Annotated in this window: 18 protein-coding genes; 3 read left to right on the top strand and 15 right to left on the bottom strand. The window is 50.0% G+C overall.

The window, feature by feature from the left end; translation table 11 throughout:
• Positions 1-77: 77 nt before the first annotated feature.
• Positions 78-3371: a DNA translocase FtsK gene (locus C7R94_RS27400; RefSeq protein WP_106785748.1), complete on the bottom strand. Its 3294-nt coding sequence runs from the start codon at positions 3369-3371 to the stop codon at positions 78-80.
• Here C7R94_RS27400 and C7R94_RS27395 point away from each other — a divergent pair.
• The gene (locus C7R94_RS27395) at positions 3265-4539 is read left to right on the top strand and encodes a hypothetical protein (protein ID WP_106785770.1); all 1275 of its coding nucleotides are present in this window, start codon (positions 3265-3267) and stop codon (positions 4537-4539) included. The two genes, C7R94_RS27400 and C7R94_RS27395, sit on opposite strands and share 107 nt — an antisense overlap.
• Before the next feature lie 61 nt (positions 4540-4600).
• Here C7R94_RS27395 and cysC read toward each other — a convergent pair whose 3' ends face one another.
• From cysC to C7R94_RS27330, 13 genes are all read right to left on the bottom strand, one after another.
• Positions 4601-5206: an adenylyl-sulfate kinase gene (gene cysC, locus C7R94_RS27390; RefSeq protein WP_106785747.1), complete on the bottom strand. Its 606-nt coding sequence runs from the start codon at positions 5204-5206 to the stop codon at positions 4601-4603.
• Between the two features lie 38 nt (positions 5207-5244).
• Entirely contained in the window at positions 5245-6384 is a 1140-nt protein-coding gene (sat, locus tag C7R94_RS27385; protein WP_106785746.1) for a sulfate adenylyltransferase, read from the bottom strand.
• Between the two features lie 41 nt (positions 6385-6425).
• Positions 6426-7142, bottom strand: a complete 717-nt coding sequence (locus tag C7R94_RS27380; RefSeq protein WP_106785745.1) for a phosphoadenylyl-sulfate reductase — start codon at positions 7140-7142, stop codon at positions 6426-6428.
• A gap of 15 nt (positions 7143-7157) precedes the next feature.
• A complete protein-coding gene (gene cobA, locus C7R94_RS27375) occupies positions 7158-8615 on the bottom strand; it encodes a uroporphyrinogen-III C-methyltransferase (protein ID WP_233220684.1) in 1458 nt (485 codons plus the stop codon).
• Positions 8616-8661: 46 nt separating this feature from the next.
• A complete protein-coding gene (locus tag C7R94_RS27370) occupies positions 8662-8910 on the bottom strand; it encodes a DUF3906 family protein (protein ID WP_047071761.1) in 249 nt (82 codons plus the stop codon).
• Between the two features lie 40 nt (positions 8911-8950).
• Positions 8951-10567, bottom strand: coding sequence for a nitrite/sulfite reductase (locus C7R94_RS27365; RefSeq protein ID WP_106785744.1), 1617 nt, complete (start codon positions 10565-10567; stop codon positions 8951-8953).
• Positions 10533-11345 (bottom strand): sirohydrochlorin chelatase, encoded by an 813-nt coding sequence (locus C7R94_RS27360; RefSeq protein WP_106785743.1) that lies wholly within the window; start codon positions 11343-11345, stop codon positions 10533-10535. The genes C7R94_RS27365 and C7R94_RS27360 overlap by 35 nt, the downstream gene beginning before the upstream one ends.
• Before the next feature lie 326 nt (positions 11346-11671).
• A complete protein-coding gene (locus tag C7R94_RS27355) occupies positions 11672-12439 on the bottom strand; it encodes a potassium channel family protein (protein ID WP_106785742.1) in 768 nt (255 codons plus the stop codon).
• A 147-nt stretch (positions 12440-12586) separates the two neighbouring features.
• Positions 12587-13024 (bottom strand): DUF350 domain-containing protein, encoded by a 438-nt coding sequence (locus C7R94_RS27350; protein WP_048034089.1) that lies wholly within the window; start codon positions 13022-13024, stop codon positions 12587-12589.
• A 21-nt stretch (positions 13025-13045) separates the two neighbouring features.
• Positions 13046-14293 (bottom strand): glutathionylspermidine synthase family protein, encoded by a 1248-nt coding sequence (locus tag C7R94_RS27345; protein ID WP_197239779.1) that lies wholly within the window; start codon positions 14291-14293, stop codon positions 13046-13048.
• Positions 14294-14297: 4 nt separating this feature from the next.
• Positions 14298-14555 carry a hypothetical protein gene (locus C7R94_RS27340; RefSeq protein ID WP_106785741.1) on the bottom strand — a complete coding sequence of 86 codons (258 nt, stop codon included), beginning with the start codon at positions 14553-14555 and terminating at the stop codon, positions 14298-14300.
• 11 nt (positions 14556-14566) lie between these two features.
• Positions 14567-15013 carry a hypothetical protein gene (locus C7R94_RS27335; RefSeq protein ID WP_047071751.1) on the bottom strand — a complete coding sequence of 149 codons (447 nt, stop codon included), beginning with the start codon at positions 15011-15013 and terminating at the stop codon, positions 14567-14569.
• 145 nt (positions 15014-15158) lie between these two features.
• A complete protein-coding gene (locus tag C7R94_RS27330) occupies positions 15159-15935 on the bottom strand; it encodes an inositol monophosphatase family protein (RefSeq protein WP_106785768.1) in 777 nt (258 codons plus the stop codon).
• A 112-nt stretch (positions 15936-16047) separates the two neighbouring features.
• Between C7R94_RS27330 and C7R94_RS27325 the strand changes: the two genes are divergently transcribed.
• Positions 16048-16425, top strand: coding sequence for a hypothetical protein (locus C7R94_RS27325; RefSeq protein ID WP_047071749.1), 378 nt, complete (start codon positions 16048-16050; stop codon positions 16423-16425).
• Between the two features lie 45 nt (positions 16426-16470).
• Here C7R94_RS27325 and C7R94_RS27320 read toward each other — a convergent pair whose 3' ends face one another.
• Complete coding sequence (locus C7R94_RS27320) at positions 16471-16959, bottom strand: PaaI family thioesterase (RefSeq protein WP_106785740.1); 489 nt, start codon at positions 16957-16959, stop codon at positions 16471-16473.
• Between the two features lie 221 nt (positions 16960-17180).
• Here C7R94_RS27320 and ilvD point away from each other — a divergent pair.
• A partial coding sequence (gene ilvD / locus C7R94_RS27315; protein WP_199197968.1) for a dihydroxy-acid dehydratase occupies positions 17181-18215 on the top strand: 1035 nt, incomplete at its 3' end.

Here is an 18215-nt window from a genome sequence, read left to right as displayed (position 1 = left end):
ATAGGATACTACCTTACTGAATATTTAGGCAACTCGTCCGTTTAGAAAGGGCCTTGCTCTTGCAAGACCCTCGTTTTTTACAGGAGGGACGATCCCTCCACTACGGCTTGTGCGTCCTCCTTGGAAATAAGGACAGCGCGAGCCTTACCGCCGCTTTGGCCTGCGACGTACCCATCTGCCTCCATCATTTCGATGAGACGGGCAGCACGGTTATATCCGACGCGGAAACGGCGTTGCAATCCAGATGCAGATGCTTGACCCTGCTCAGCCACGAACACGAGTGCTTCCAGATACAACGGATCATCTCCGCTGTCAAACGATGCAACCTGCTGCTCCAAATCTTCTTTGCTGAAAATGTACGCAGGCTTTCTTTGCTTTTTGATCATGTGCGTGATTCGCTCGATCTCGTCATCCGAGACGAAGTTCCCTTGCAGACGAACGGGAGTCGTGCCGCTCTCAAGGAATAGCATGTCCCCTCTACCCAACAGTCGTTCTGCCCCAGATTGATCGAGAATCGTACGCGAGTCCACTTGGGAGAACACGGCAAAAGCTAGACGAGTCGGTACGTTTGCCTTGATGTTTCCGGTAATGACATCTACGGATGGGCGCTGTGTCGCCAAAAGCAAATGAATACCGCAAGCACGTGCCTTCTGAGCGATGCGGATAATGCAATCCTCGACATCCTGTGGGGAGACCATCATCAGGTCTGCCAACTCATCAATGACGATCACAATATAAGGCAGTTGATCATCTGTCGTCTGATTGTAGCGGTCAATATCGCGAACACCCGCATCTACGAATAGCGCATAGCGCTTCTCCATTTCTTCCACGGCCCACTTAAGAGAAGCCGTTGCCTGCTTGGCCTCGGTGACGACAGGTGTAATCAGATGCGGCAAATGATTGTATGGCGCGAGCTCCACCATTTTCGGGTCGATCAAAAGCAATCGCACCTGCTCAGGAGTCGCCTTGTACAGCAGACTGACGATGATCGAGTTGATGCAGACGCTTTTACCCGAGCCTGTCGAGCCGGCAATCAAACCGTGCGGCATCTTTTTAATATCCGCAATAATCGGCTCTCCGCCAATGTCCATACCGAGTGCGATCGCCAGCGGAGATGAATGCTCCTGAAACTTGTCTGAGCTGATGATCTTCTCGATTAATACAGGCTGGCTGGACATATTCGGGACTTCGATTCCGATGGCATTGCGTCCTGGAATCGGTGCCTCGATGCGAATATCTTTGGCAGCCAAATTCAGCTTGATATCGTCGATCAATCCCGTAATCTTGTTCACTTTTACGCCGGGAGCCGGTTGCAGCTCAAAGCGTGTCACGGATGGGCCTTTTACAATTCCTACGACCTGAGCGCTGACATTGAAATTCGCGAGCGTCTCTTCCAATAACAGCTTTTGAATTTGGGTATGCTCATCGTCGTCATCGCTGACCGGCGGGCTCGGATTCAGCAGTCCCAAATCCGGCAAGGCGTATGGCGGCTGTGCTGATTCTGCTCCTTGGTCCGCTTCATTGGACGGGTCTTTTACCGGAGCTGACGCAGGCTGAATCGCCATGGATGCCTGAGACATGTTCACGGGCTGTGCAGCGGATGAAGCAGGGATTGGTACGGTTTCTGGTACGGTTTCTGGTACGGTTTCTGGTACGGTTTCTGCAACCGCTTCTTCAACTGGTTCTACAATCGGTTCTACAATCGGTTCTACAATCGGTTCCACAATCGGTTCCACAACTGATTCCACGATTGGTTGAGCAATGGATTCGGGCTCAGTTGGCTCAGTTGGTTCTATTTGCTCGGTTTGTTCTGGCGTATCTTCGGAATCCGAACTCACTCCTGCTGAGCTGAGCTCCTGTGGTGAATCTACTTCTGCTCTCTCTAGCAAACGGCTAATTGCATCTGCATAGGCAGGCTCTTCGACGTCATCATTCTCGTTCTCCACCTGCACTACCGCACTACGTGTAGTAATCAGTCTATGCTCGGCTTCTTCAAGTGCTTGGCGCTCTTCCATCGTTTGAGCGTAGACTGTAGGTTCTGGTTGCCCAATAAACGCAGCTTCCTTCTCTTCGGAATTTACAGTCGCCATTGATTCTGCAAGTTCGCTTACTTCTATTTGTGCCTCTTCTTCCTCATGCACTTCAGCTACAGTCTCTTCGACTTTTGTCTCGAATGCATCAGGATCAGAATCTTGCTTATTTGTAGGTTGCAACTCCGCATCCAGCAGCATTTCTTCTGCTTCTTCTGCCACCTTCTCCTCCAATTGTACGGAAGCAGCAACCTCACGTTCTGAATCAAGAGCTTCGGTCACAGCCGTCTTTGCAGCAGCATTTTCTCCCTCGTTATGTACAGAATCATGCTTCGGTTCATTTTGCTCAAAAGAAGCAGACTCTTGCTCCTCTGGAAAATACCGCTCGCTTATCTCTTGTTCCCACTGCTTCATCTGCTGCAAATGCTCTTCTTGCTCCAAACGCGGGTAAATGATTCCCGCAGTTGTATGGATGCGATGTTCCGCCTCGCGCGTCGCCGGAGTAATCTTCCCATAAACAGGAGAGACAATTTCAGACGGCTGGTAGGCACGCTTTTCTTCCGTAGAAAAAACGGGTCTCGTTACTTTTTCCGCTTCTTTTTGCGGCGTACGGATTGGACGCTGCGGTATCTCGATGTTGTTTTTGACAAGCTCAGGCTTCTTCTTCTCGAAAACGGGCTCAGTCTTTGTTTCCATCACGCGATCATTTGGTGGCCGCATCGTTTCACGTTTGGGCTCGAATCGCTCACGAGGTGCCTGCTGGCGACTGCGTTCATTCGATTCGGCAGGATTCTCGCTACGATTGCGCTTCTTCTCCAAATAGTCATCCGGGACAACTGGAAAACGAAATTGACGCTCTCTTCTTTGACGCACATTGTCTTCTATATCTCGAGTGTCTACCCGTTCTTTTGGGTATATGCTTTTTGTTCTCGCCTGAGGCTGAGGCTGACGGGGAGCGGGATTACCTGCTGGGTTACTGGTACCTGCCGGACGGCCTTCTTCCTCTATTTCTTCTTCTCTTTCTCCCTGAAAAAAGTTCATCAGCTTTTGAAGCCACGACCACATGTTGCAACGCCCTTTCTTCACTAACCATCTTCTCCCCTTCATTTTACCACGAAAATGAGGCAGAATTAGCTGGATTGTGATTTTTTTCCGTTTTTGCGAAACCTTTTCACTATCTGTGCGTAGAAGAAAGGGGGAATAAAAAATAATATACATAGGGGAGGAACACATCATGTGGAAAAAAGGTAGCGCTCTTCTGGTAGCAGGTACGGTACTGCTGACCGGTTGTGCAGGCGAGGCATCCTTGGTGCGTGATTCTATCGTAGCGACAATTGACAAGCCAAACTATGATTTTGAAGGCACCTTGAAGCTGACAGGCGACGTTGAGAAATTGCCTGAAGCATTCGGAGAACCAGCTGACAAAGAAGGCCAGGCGTTGTTGTCTGCTTTGAAAGCAGGTGTAACAGTAAAAGGCTCCCAGCTGGATCTGGACACTATGAAGTTTGAAGTGGAAGTAAAAGACGACAAGCTCCTGCGCGACAACAAGCTCTGGACAGGTGACAAAAAAGCATCCGTTGAAACGATCATTGACGAGGATAAAGTATACGTGAAGTCTCCGCTGGACAGCAAATACTTGGTAATCGATTCGAACGCATCCAATCCTTTCATGGCTGAGTTTGGCGGCTCCGATGCTGCTAACGCTGCGAAGCTGAAAGAATACCAAGACAAAATGAACGACCTTACTTTTAACTTTGTGAAAAAGTATGTAAGTAAATACGGCTATACATTGGCAGACGCGAAAAACCATGGCAAACAATCCGTTACATTGCCGAACGGTGAAAAAGTAGAAGCAACTCATGTAACTGTAAAAATCGACGCAAAAGAATTGGTAAAAATGTTCTTCTTCACAGCTAACGATGCAGTAGCTAGCAAAGAAGTAAAAGATTTCGCGATCGATATGATGGTACTGACCACTTCCATGACAGAAGATCTGTATCCGGAACTGGGCAAGAAAACCACAGAAGCTGAGAAGCGCGCAAATGCGGAAGCAATGGTAAACGAAGGCATGGCTGAAGCGAAAAAATGGTTGGATGAAACAGGTAAAGAATACACACCTGAAAAAATCGTAGAAGAAATGAAAAAAGAAGGCTTCCACAAGCTCGCTTGGAACCTCGACTTCTACATCGACAGCAACAAAATGCCTGTGAAACAAACAAGCGATCTGAGCGTAACTTTCCAAGCTCCTGAAATGAAGCAAGCTGTAACAATTGGTCTGGCTGCTGATCAATATGCATACAACTTCGGAAAAGCAACCAAGTTCAGTGCGCCAGCAAAAGATGCGGGTCTGACTGTAGAACAGCTGGTAAAAGATGAAAAAGCAATCAACAGCTTTAGCGACAAAGGCTTTGTTCGTCCAATCGCTCAAAGCATGGTTGATGAACAAAAATGGATGGAAGAATTGGCTGAGGATATGGAAGCTGAAGAAGCAGCGACCACTACGAAGTAATATTTTTCCTCACGAAGAAAGCACGGCGCCTCTCGCGTCGTGCTTTTCCCTATCCATACAACTAAAGAATCTTGTGCTTTTCCAGGTATGTAAGGACAATTTGGACAGCTTCTTCAATCGTCTGCTTGTCGCTCTCAATAACCAACTCCGCTTGAACAGGTTCTTCATACGGTGCTGATATCCCCGTAAACTGACCAATTTCCCCACTTCTTGCTTTTTCGTATAGTCCCTTGACATCCCGGCGCTCGCACTCTTCCAATGAACATTTTACGTATACCTCGACGAATTCTCCTGCCTCTACCAGATTGCGCGCAAGCTCCCGGTCTTCCCGATACGGAGAGATAAACGCGGTCAAGGTAATCACGCCTGCATCTACGAACAGCTTCGCGACCTCGCCAATTCGGCGAATATTTTCCCGTCTGTCCTCTGCCCCAAACCCCAATCCCCGGTTTAAGCCGTAACGTATATTGTCACCATCCAGTACGTAGCTGGCTAGCCCTCTTTGATGGAGCTCATGTTCGACTGCGTTCGCCAACGTCGATTTGCCGGCACCAGACAGCCCTGTAAACCATAAGACACAGCTTTTGTGTCCCGCACGCTTCTGACGGTCCTGCTTGGTTACTGTCGTCGGATGCCATACGATATTCGCGGTACCCTCTCTACTCATCGTCTCTCCCCTCTCTTACAACCGATTTTTTCAGCGGATTATACGGACACCGGTCGCAGCCCTTCGATCAATACCCGCGCGACCTCAGGACGGCTAAATTCAGGTGGCGGAGCCTCGCCGCGCGACAGCATTTCCCTCACCTTCGTCCCGGACAGCGCGACATGATGCTCGCTATCATGCGGGCACGTTTTGGTAGAGGCCATGTTTCCGCAGGTCTGGCAATAAAAGCTGTTCTCGAAAAATAATGGCGTAATCCCTAGCTCCTCTGGCTGGAACTGGCGGAAAATATGCTGGGCATCGTACGTCCCGTAATAGTTGCCAACACCTGCGTGATCCCGGCCTACAATAAAATGAGTGCAGCCGTAATTCTTCCTCACCAATGCGTGAAAAATCGCTTCCCGTGGTCCTGCATAACGCATGGCAGCCGGGAACACGGCCAACTCTACCCGGGTAGCCGGATAGTATTTTTCCAGCAATACCTGATAGCTGTTCATCCGCACATCAGCAGGGATGTCATCTGCCTTCGTTTCGCCCACGAGAGGGTTCAAAAAGAGACCATCGACGATTTCGAGTGCTGTCTTCTGGATGTATTCATGCGCGCGGTGGACTGGGTTGCGTGTCTGAAAGCCGACAATCGTTTTCCAGCCCTTCTCGGCAAATCTTTCTCTCGTTTGTGCCGGATCGAAGTGATAGCTGGCAAAATGCCCTTTTTCAGTGCGCTTTACCAATGTAATCGGGCCAGCCAAATAAACGGCAGGACGCTCCAGCAGCTTTTTCACTCCGGGATGATTCGTATCGTCGGTCCCATAGACGAGCCGGGCTTCTCGCTCCTTGTCAGGTGAATAAATATCGGTGATCGCAAGAATGCCATAGATCGTACCCTGATGGCTCAACCGCACCTTGTCTCCGATCTGCAAGTCTCCTGCGACAGTGGTCGAGACCGGAAGCGTAATCGGAATGCTCCAAACGGTACCATCTGCCAGCCGCATCTGCTCAACTACAGAAATATAATCCGCCCGATTCAAAAACCCTTCAAGCGGACTGTAGCCTCCAATCCCGATTAACTCCATATCTGCGAGTGCAAATGCATCTATCTCCACTTCATGCGCAGTCACCGACAGGTCTGCCTGTGGATCAAAACGGTTTACCAGCTCTCCCCCGTGAGGTTTCCCACTCATACAAAAGTCCTCCTATCCTTGGTTTGTTCTCTTCTTCTCGTTTACCTTGCGAGATGCAGACCACATTCCGTTTTCCCTGCTTGCGCCCAGCGTCCTGCCCTCGAATCCTCGCCCTCTTTTACAGGACGTGTACAAGGAGCGCAGCCGATGCTTGGATAGCTCTGATCATGAAGGGGATTGTACGGCAATTCAAATGCTCGGATGTACTGCCACACTTCTTCCGCCTTCCAATGAATGAGCGGACAAATTTTTAGCGACTGGAATTTTTCATCGCGATTGATAAACTCGACATTCGCTCTCGTGGCAGACTGCTCTCTGCGTAGTCCTGACATCCAGGCAACCGCTCCGGTCAACACACTTTCCATCGGCTGTACCTTGCGCATATGGCAGCACATATCCGGCTGCCTGCTCCACAATTCTTCGCCATGGAGGTCTGCCTGCTGTGCCAGCGTGATATCCGGCTGCTTGACCGTTAGCCGCAGTGCAGGATACCTCGCTCTCACCTGCTCAATCAAGCTGTACGTCTCGGAAAAGTGGAGATTGGTATCCAAAAAAGTGACCTTGGCATCCTTTTTCACATCGCTGATCATATCGAGCAGCACCATGGCCTCGGCCCCAAAGCTGCACGAATAAATCAAATCATCCGAAAACGTCTTGTATGCCCATTTGATTACGTCTATGGTGTCGCCCTTTGCGAGACGATTATTGATGGAAGCGAGTTGTTCCTCTGTCGCAGACGCATAATTCAGCTGGCTCATATGCCCCCTCCTTGATCATTTAGCGTACGAGTCCTTCAGATCGTTTATATTGATTGCGTTATCTGCATGGCTGCTCACGAATTGCCAGCCCATTTCTCTCGCTGCGTCTGCCGTTTCCTTCCCGACGCATACGATCGGTGTCTTTGACCAGGCATCGCCAGCAAATTGCGCAAGCGCTGACAGCGTATGGACATCATCCGTGGCTAGCCAGTCAAATGAGCATCCTGCCTTTTCTGCACTGGGGTTCTTCCCATCCCATTCGAGAGTGCCTGCTTGGATCACTTGAATCACCTTGCCGTAGTCCAGCGTGATTTTTTGTGGCTTCTCTTCCCCTGCGTAAAGCACCTGTTCTTCTTTTTCCAAGGCAAGCAGGTCGGGGAATGCCAGCAGAGATGTGTTTTCATCCAGCACCAAGTCCGGATATATCCCCTGTTTCTCGAAAGCCTCAAAAGCCCGTTGTCCACAAACAGCCAGCTTGCTCGTCAAGCGCCGCACATCGTAGCGTTGTTGTCGCAGGGCAGAAGTAAAAAAGGATACTTGCTGCGCATTCGCGAACACGAGCCAACGATAAGTGGCCAGCGCTGTCAGTGGTGTATCAAGCGTGCAGTGTTCGATCAGGGGAATCGGCATGACTTCGGCGCCCAACTGTTCCAAAGCAATTACGAGCTCGCTACTTCCTTGATCGCTTGCTCTTCTTGCAACGGCTACTCGTTGTCCGAACAAGGGGCGTGATTCGTACCAGTTCAGCGATTCCCGCAGACGGACGACCTCCCCTACGATAATGATAGCGGGTGCGGCAAAACGAGCCTGCTCGACTTCCTTATCTATCGTCCCGAGCTTGCCAATCAACGTCTCCTGCTCACGCACCGTCCCCCAGCGCACGAGAGCTACCGGCGTATGGGCGTCTTTTCCATGCGCAAGAAGGCGGTCCCTGATACGAGGCAGATTTTTCACACCCATGTAGATGACCAACGTTTCCATCGAGGCGAGAGCAGCCCAGTCCGGCTCCTTTCCGGCATTTTTTTCACACAAGTGACCGGTGACAAAAGCGACGGAAGAGTTGTAGTCACGATGCGTCAGCGGAATACCCGCATAGAGTGGGGCCGCCATTCCGGACGTAATCCCTGGGACGATCTCAAACGGAATAGAATGATCACGGCACATCTGCGCTTCCTCTCCTACCCGCCCGAACATGCTCGGGTCCCCGCCTTTCAGTCGAACGACATACTTCCCTTTTCGGGCTTCCCGAATGAGCAGGAAGTTGATCTCTTCTTGCGGCAATGTATGATGATCAGCCTCTTTCCCGCAATAGATAAGGCTGGCGCTCTTTTTTGCGTATGAGAGAAGCTGTGGGCTTGCCAGGCGATCGTACACAATCACATCCGCGAGACGAAGCGACTCCATGCCGCGAATCGTCAGCAGCTTGGGGTCACCAGGCCCTGCCCCGACAAAAACGACTCTGCCTGTGTTCATTGCGAATCCGTCCTCCTTGCTGCTCTGTTCCTTCACAGGTAAAGTCCTAGTTGTATGAAGCAAACGTAGAGGTTTCCACTACGTACCCGACTCCTTGGCGTCCGAGCGGCTTCTTTTCCACCAGGCTCAGCTCTTTAATACGAGGTGGGGCTATCGTATGTCGCAAGAGATTGTTCTCGGCTGAAGAAAAGGCTCTCTCATCCGTTTTCGCAATCACCACAACCGTCAGTAACCGCCCTTCCTCCAGCACAGCTTCCAGCTTGTAAAGATAGCTCTCTGTTTGTTCCTCTCTCATGACATGTCCCCTCCTAACCTGGCTATAGACCACACAGGCATTACGCTGGTTGCAGAATGGAGTCAACCTGCGCTTGGATATGGGAAAGTCCTACCCGCTCCACGTAGCGCCAGTATGGTTCGCCATCCTGACGATCCGCCTTGTACAGCGTGATCAATTGGGCAAGGAACGGCCCGAGTCGGTCCACCGTAATCCGCGCGTTGAGCTTGCGGTTGAATTGCGGCTCCTCCAGTGTCCCGCCTACGTAGATGTCAAACGCCTCAACCATCCCGTTTGATGTCTTGACCAATGCGCCTTGCAGGCCAATATCCGCAATTTGCCGCTGGCCGCAAGAATTCGGACAACCAATCATATGAATGCGCAGTGGCGTATCGAGCACAACTGTATCATCCAAATACTGAGCCAGCGAACGCATCCGCTCCTTGGTCTCCACGATCGCCAAATTGCAATATTCTGTACCCGTGCACGATACGGCATACCCGACAAACGTATTGGGCCGCAATTTGAAACGGTTCACAATAAGCGGCTCATTGCGGAAAGCTGCGACCTTCGCTTCGGGAATGTTGCGAATCAGGACATTTTGCGTGTTACAGGTGCCAATCGTCCCATCGCCATATTCGTCCGCCAGACGGGCAAGCTCATTTAGTTCCGCTGCACTCATCCGCCCAACGGGAACAGACAAACCTGCGTAGTACAGTCCTGCTTGGCGCTGCTCGTTCATGCCGTAAAAATATCCGCCATTCCAGCCCGAGGTCAAATCGATACCACCCGGCTCAATCTCACCAACCAGCTCCAGTAATTGCTCCTTGAACTTTTCCGGTCCCCAATCAGCGACCAAGAACTTAAGACGTGCATGCGTACGTTTTTGACGGTAGCCGAAATCGCGGAACAGAGTCGTAACTCCCGCCGCTACTTTGACGACATCCTCTGGTCGCACGAACACATCCAGTCGCTTCGCCAAGTATGGCTTCGCTGACAAGCCGCCTCCTACCCATACATGAAAGCCGATTACTTCCTTGCCAGCTATGACTTTTTGGGCCGGAGTGAAAGCTAGGTCATTGATTTGCGCATGCGTGGCGTTGTGAATATTGGCAGAAATCGATATTTTGTACTTGCGTGGCAGATTAGAGAAGTCGCGATTGAGTAAGAAAAATTTTTCCAACTCCGCTACGATGGGGCGCGTATCCAGCACTTCATGTGGATCGATTCCTGCCAGTGGGTTCCCCATGATTTGCCGCGGGCAGTCTCCACATGCTTCAAAAGAAGAAAGCCCGACTGATGCGAGCCGATCAAAAATGTCAGCGAGCGATTCTACTGTAAGCCAGTGAAATTGCACAGCCTGACGCGTGGTCACATCCACCAGATTACGTCCATGATCTTTCGCGATGTTGGCGAGCACCCGCGCTTGTTCACTGCTCAAAATGCCTCCAGGTATGCGCACACGCATCATGAAGTGTCCATCCTTTGGACGCTGCTGATAGACGCCTGCCCATTTAAACCGATCCATGTCAGAAGATTCAATCGATGAAAACCCTTCTTTGGAATAGGTGTTTACGATCGATTCGATGACGTCCAGTCCGTCTTTTTCCAGCTTCGTAAACTCCATTTTGTTGAGGGATGGATCAGCAGCCCACTTCCACTGCTTTCTCTCTGCCATGCTCGTACAAGCTCCTTTGTGTGAAGATGTCAGTTACCAATGCCATTCGAATCGATTGGCTTATCCAGTCAGCAATCAGTGGATGGGGCAAGTACGCACTGCCCTCATAACGATAATCCAAGCCGGCAAGCCGTTTCGGGATTGCTTGTCGCGTAAAGTAACCCTGGCTGACGAACAGAGGAAGCACGAGGACATCTCCTATTTTTGCCAGTAAACAGGCTTGATCGTACAGTGTATCGGGCCTCAGTGTCGCATATCCGGCAGCCGCAAATTGGTAGCGGTTTTGCAAGCGGAATGTCAGACGCAAAAGCAGCTTTTCCCAGCGCTCATGACATCCAGGCAAGTCACTGCCGTGCCCGACGAGCAACAAAGCCTCCTGATTCGGCAAGCGTGATAGATTAGCGATTCGCTCTGCCACGATCTGCTCGACGTTTGGGTGATCCTCCAATGGCGGACACCAGAGAATTCTTGCCTGAACGGGAACACGAATCAGGCCTGTCTCTCCTGTCGGCCATGGGTCTAGTCCAAGCATCGCGCGGATTTCCCCTACATGATTGCTTCCTGCCGTGGCGAATAGTGGAACGACGACAATCGTTGTCGCTCCTGATGCTTCCAGACGTTTCACTTCATCGCTGATGCTTCGTCCTTCCACTCCCCCCAAGTAAGCTACCCGAATGGGCAAATCAGTGCGGCACTGCCAAACGGCTGATTCCACCAACGCCAACCAGTCAGGATCGGGTGAACCGTGAGCAATTACCAAAGCCGCTGTTTTCGCCATCGGATAACCCCCTTAACCAAACTCGTTTTGTAATTCATATATGTTTACTCGGAATTATAATTGTGATGGATTGCCTCGTCAATAACAAAATCATATTTCACTTGAACATAGTGGTTTTGTCGTGGCTGTTGTGGGGGAAGAAGTTCATTTCCAGTCTACGCTTCGGCCTACGCCCTGCTAGGGGGATTGACTGTCCGCTTTGAAATGAATGGCGGGAGCGCNNACTGGAAATGAACTTCTTCCTACGCAGCTTTTTAAACATTATGAAAGTGATTTAAAATGGGGAAGAAAAAAACTGCCAGGCATAATGCCTGACAGCTCTCCGCTTATTCCTCACTCTTTTTCCTCGTTCGACGGTACAGCAAATCCACACTTTCTTTGAGCGTCTCATACTCGTGCTCGGTCAAGCTTTCGATCTGTCGGATATTTGCGATCGCCTGCTTTTTGATCTCTTCGGTTAAGCGATCTTTCTCATCCAGGCTTTTGCTTTCATGTGTCTCTGTCCAATGGGTAGCAAAATTCGCCGTCAAGGCTCCAAGCATTCCGATCCCCGTTACCATCAAGATCGCCGCCATGATCCTCCCACCTGACGTCACAGGCGAAATATCACCGTAGCCGACTGTCGTGGTTGTCACAATTGACCACCACAACGCATCCGGGAAGCTTTTAATGTTTTCGTTCACACCGTACTCGAGCAAATAAATAGCAGTCGAGCTCCACAGCATGATAATCGTGACGACCCCAAATACTTGACGCATCGGACCTGAACGAATGATTCCCAATAAAAACGGCGAAGCACGCACGATGCGCACCAGCCGAAGCACGCGCATGATTCTGGCCAAATACAAATAAGAGTCTAATGGAATCATTGCGATCAGATCGAACCAGTTGGCGAAAACGAATTTTCGTTTGTCTTTCGCCCTCCATAGCCGGATCAAATACTCGGCAATCAGCAAAATGATCAGCCCATTGTCTACCTTGTTCATCAGTTCATCAGTTAACAAAGGATGATTAGAGAAGTCTGCGAACAACAGGATCGCATACGTAATCACTAGCATAATGATAAAAATCTCATACATGACGCGCCAGAACAAAAAGACTCCTCCCTGTGCCCATAAGTGCCTGTTCAAAATATGATCGATTCCGCATCGAAAAAGAGGCGGGAACCTGAAGCGGGAGGAGCTAAATGTAGAGAACCTACACGAGCACCAGACTTCGAAGGTGAACGCCTCTTTCCATGCTTAGTAGCTGATCAGCGCAGCCATCAACAAGCCCGCTGCAATACTCAACCGCGAAGCGAAAATACCGACGGATACGTTTCCGTTCGGAATTTCAGACACGACTTTAAATGGTGTGACCCATTCGAACAAATAAAAAATGATGACTTGAAATACCATTCCTACAATACCCCAGATGACCAAATCCCACAAGTTAACGGAGTGGTAAACAGCCGAAGCGAGGACGATTGCCAAACCGATGATTTTACCTCCCAAATCGTGTGAGGCCGCTTTTGCCGCTGCCATTTTCTTCGGATCGTCAGTCTGTGCTCCTTGCTTGATCAGATCAAACTCCTTGTAAGGAGTCGTAATCGTAAACACAAAAATCCCCACAGCTAATATCGGAATGGTCACTGCCAAATACGCTAAAAAGTTTAATACGTAATCCAATTGTCCCAACATGTAAGTTGTCCTCTCCTTTCGCTACTTGTCTATGCCGACCGGCAAATAATATGATAGGTTGTTTGTAATCGGTCCCCCGACACGGGCTACAATTGCCGATGCCTCTGTGCCGATCCAAAAGGACCCCCAGAGCAGCCGTCCAGCATACGCTCCCTTCATCGTCTGAACCGTTATCTCTGGAAGCTCCACCCGTTTCTGATAAATCATCGGCTGCTCCCAGTAAAACTCTTCCTGATCCTTCTCTTGCAGCGTACCATCTGACGCAAACAGCATGACACCGCCACCTTCCCGCCCAAAAATCGGCTTCGTGACGTAGTCCTCTCTGCCTGCAAACCAATTTTCAAAATAAGTCGGCAGCATGTAAGCTTCGATGATCGCGTGCTCCTCTTCAGTGAAAAACTCATTTGCCTCATGCAAGTTCCAGATGAGCGCCTGCAAAGCCTTCGTCTGAATGAGAAACGCAGAAGGAGGATTAATAATGGCCAGCTTTTTGCGGGCAATCAACGATAGCACATGCTCACCAGTCGGGTAGCCATCTTCATCCTGTTCTTCCGCCAGCTTTTCCAAAGCATGCAGGCGGTACAGCACATCGACTGGCAATAGCTCCTCATTCTCCTTTACATAGAGCCGATCTTGCCAAACACGCAAATGTTCCAAAGCGGCAAACCGGGCAGACAGACCCGATTGGTTCAATAAGTACAATGTCGTTCCCTTGTCTTCTTCATGCCAGTCGAGCGAGCTAAACCAGATAGAATCCGTGTCATAGCCTTTCGCCCGATACGCGTCGACCACCTTGCTGAATGCCGAACGCAACTGCCGCTCCATCCCTTCATTAGGGTCCTCGCGCAAGAAATGGCGACAGGCACGACCGTTCACATAAAAAGCCTCGACTATTCCTGTAGGGGTATCGCTGTTGCACTCGAGCATCTTCAATCCTTCTGTCGTCTGGGCAAAATCAAAGCGTCCAATGACAGTCGGCACCATTTGGGAAACGACGATCCTGACTGCCTGCAATGCCTGCTTTGGCACTCCTAGTTCCAACAACAGGGAGTCCTCTGCACGCTGCAATACCGGAACGACCTTGGTAAAAATTTGGCCAAGCCGCTCTGTTGCCATCGCGATTTCCTCTCGAAAGGACGGAGGGATCAGGTGGATATCATATAGCGCATACTCCTCGCCATACATCCAATCCCAGGTAAATACGCCCTCTTCCCGCATCGGGCCGTACAGTGCCTCTCGTTCTCGTCGGTTATGGTCTTCCACTTCCATCACCTCACCCGGAGCTGGAATAGCCCGAGCTGCCGATACCGCCCTTGGAGCTGCTCGTGCTTATCCCACTCGATACTCCGGATTTGCTCTTGTATGACCTGTAGGTAGAGCTCGAACCCCCACTGCTGCTGCTATCGTCACAATAGCCGTCATTGTCATTATCGTAGCAATCATCATAGTCGTCCCCGGAAGAACAACCGCTGATCGCAAGTGCAGCTGCGACGAACAGCCCAACTACTTTCTTCGATTTCGTTTGTGCCATTTTTCTTCCTCCTACACTGGCTTCGCGTAGTAAACATAAACCTGCCGATCTTCATCCACCTCGGCCGATGTCTTCTCCCATTCGCGTCCATTCACGTACAAATAGTCGCTTTGCAGATGCAAGAGGGCGTCGTCATCGTCCTTGAAATAAAACGTGTGCACAAGCGGATAAACGCTTGCATTTTCTTGATATTCACGCATTTCGATCTGGATGCTGCCCCATCGTGCAGACACAGCCTCCGCGTAATCGACAGCTTGCTCTTCTGTTGAGCGCTTGACGTAAATGACATACGTGCCGTTTTCGATTGCACAGGACGTCTTTTCATAAACGACATGCCCCTTCACCAAATAATCGCAAGCGAAACGCAAGGAGACCTCATCTTTGTTCACATTGTCGTAGTAAAACTGAACAGGGTATCCCCTCGCCTCATCCAGCAGCCGATATTCCATTCGTGCCATTTTTCTCACCTCTTTTACCTATCACAGAATAGCAAATCATTCGCAACAGTTTTATACGCGCGCCGAAACATTTGGTTGCCAATAAATGAAAAGAAATCCAGAAGAGCCATAAACCGCTACATAAGTCCTGCTTCTTTTGTACCTGTTACTGTCGAATCATACCGCGGATCGTTTCATGCAAGTGTCCGTTGCTCGCCACTAATGAAGGCGTGTGATCTTGCTGGAATGGTTCATGCTGATACGGTTTTCCGGACCAGTCTGTAATCGTTGCACCCGCCTCCTGGGCGATAACAATTCCGGCAGCCACATCCATAATATTGGATCGTTGCATCACGATATAATCGAGCCATCCGTTTGCCAGCAAGCACCAGTCCAGTGCGGGGGCAATATTTCGCATGAGACGCTTGGTCTGGAATACAAACGGTTCCGTAAAAGCCATCTCTTCTACCTTCGTTACCGTGTCTCGTCCTCGGATGTACGTACCGACTGCACGTGTAAGGTCTTGACGGTTATTGACGTTTAATCGTTTTCCGTTCAAATAGGCCCCTTTTCCTTTTTCCGCCCAAAACATTTGACCCGCTACCGGATTGTAGACGACGCCCAGCACCAGCTCGCCCTTGTGCTGCAATGCAATCGAGATCGAGAAATACGGATAGCCGATAAAATAGTTATTCGTTCCATCCAAAGGATCGATAATCCACAGATACTCTTCCTCGCGGGAAACCATTCCGACCTCTTCAGAAAAAATGGTATGCGTCGGGAAATGGCGATGCAGGACCTCAATGATGCGCTGTTCACTGCCTTTATCCTCTGGCAGCTTCACGTCGTTATGCAATTCCTCATCGGGCACGAGCTGTTCAAGGAAACGTTCCTTCAAAAACGCACCCGCGACGCTTGCTGCTTCTTTTGCAATTTCGATCATGACATTTCGCTCCTTTACTACGATTGGAACAACTTTTTTCAACAACCTTCCACTTGCACTTGCATAGGAAAGATTACTATCATAGAGAGATACCCGAAGGAGGGGGATAAACATGAATACCGACTTCATTCGGCTGAAAAATATGGAAGGTGAACTCAAATTCACCCAAATGAACAATAGCTACGGCTTCTCTGTCACCACAAAGGAGCTTATTTTTTTCAAGCCACATATGACCTACCATTTGTTTTTGCAGGATATTATCAGCATGGTCCCGGTGAAGCTGGGCACAAGCCCTGTCACGTTTCGGCATCAGAGTGAGACGGTTCATGCCTCATTTGGTTCCGATTACTACAAGCTGACCGCCAAGTGGGCCCGGATTGTTTCGCGATCCGGTATCGTCGAGAAAGAAGACATGGAGTTTATCGTACCGCTTTCCACCAAAATGCTCACTTACATTTCGGAATACAGCGGTCTCGTTGTCATCAAATAACACCGTCACCTCTCGCTCTCGCCTTTTTGGTGTGGAGCGAGTTTTTTATTTCCCACCATTTCTCGAGAGCACAATGAACGATCCTGTACCGTGGGCGATCCGCCTATCCCGATCATCGTAAACACTGCCCTCCATGACGACCAATTTGTGTCCGCGATGCAAAAAGCTCGCTTCTGCTCGCAGCCGCTCCCCTTTTCCCGGAAGCAAATAATTGATCTTCAGCTCTGTCGTCACTGCATACTGATTGGGTGGCAAGGACCGATTGATCAAGGAGCCCATCGCTGAATCGATCAAGGTCGCAAGAATTCCTCCATGAACAACTCCCCCTGAATTGTGCATAAAAGGCGTCAGAGGCAATTCGAAGCGGTACGACTGTCTTTCTTCGTCTATGAACTCTCCCTTTAATCCAAGAAAACCAGAGATAAACGCGCTATTCCGTTCCCGCTTTTGATGAATGGCAGCAACAGCCAGCTCAAGAATGCGGCGCTCCTCTTCATTCCCGTCCGACCAGATGTTTTTTAACTCATTTAACATTTTGTTCACTCCAACCGAAATAGAGTCGATTCTTCTATTTTATCCCAAACAAGCTGATTTCGCTATGATTCCTAAGCCTATGCCAATCGAGAGCAGCTGTTCGGACCACTCGAGACCGAGCGAATGTTCAGACTTTTGCGGTTGTTTCTGTAATTAAAAATTGATAAGATAGTTCAAAACATAAGACAGGCATGATCCGTATTGGAAGGGAGTTTTTCAAATTGGCCAGACAACGAAGTGATATGATCAAAAAAGGATTCGACCGCGCACCGCACCGCAGCTTGCTTCGTGCAGCGGGTGTAAAGGATGAGGATTTCGATAAACCGTTTATCGCCATTTGCAACTCGTACATCGACATTATTCCAGGTCATGTGCACTTGCAGGAATTTGGAAAACTGGTCAAAGAAGCCGTTCGTGCTGCTGGCATGGTTCCATTCGAATTCAATACCATTGGTGTTGACGACGGAATTGCTATGGGACATATCGGGATGCGCTATTCCCTCCCGAGCCGTGAAATCATCGCAGACAGCTTGGAAACCGTTGTCGCTGCTCACTGGTTCGACGGCATGATCTGTATTCCAAACTGTGACAAGATCACGCCCGGGATGATCATGGGTGCACTTCGCGTCAACATTCCAACCGTATTTGTAACCGGTGGTCCTATGAAAGCCGGAAAAACGAGTGATGGCCGCTCTATCTCGCTTTCCTCCGTATTCGAGGGTGTAGGCGCTCACCAAGCAGGCTTGATCAACGACCAGCAACTCGAAGAGCTGGAGCAATATGGATGCCCGACTTGCGGTTCCTGTTCCGGTATGTTTACAGCGAACTCGATGAACTGTCTGCTCGAAGCCATCGGTTTGGCTCTGCCTGGCAACGGTACCGTACTCGCTGTCTCTCCTGAGCGTCGCGAGCTGGTACAATCCTCTGCTGAAAAACTGAAAAATCTGATTGAACGCGACATTAAACCACGCGACATCGTGACACTCGAGGCTATCGACGATGCATTCGCACTCGACATGGCGATGGGTGGGTCAACCAATACCGTTCTCCATACACTGGCTATCGCACAAGAAGCAGGCATCGAATACCCGATTGAGCGCATCAACGAAGTAGCGAAGCGCATTCCGCATATTTGCAAGCTGGCTCCTTCCTCTGACTATCATATCGAGGATTGCCACGAGGCAGGCGGCGTATCAGCTGTTCTGAAAGAAATCGCGAAAAAAGCAGGGGCGATCCATCCAGACCGTATCACTGTC

Origin of the sequence: Brevibacillus sp. NRRL NRS-603 (assembly GCF_003013445.1) — a bacterium.
GTDB classification, from domain to species: Bacteria; Bacillota; Bacilli; order Brevibacillales; family Brevibacillaceae; genus Brevibacillus; species Brevibacillus formosus.
This window is presented reverse-complemented; position numbering and strand designations above follow the sequence as displayed.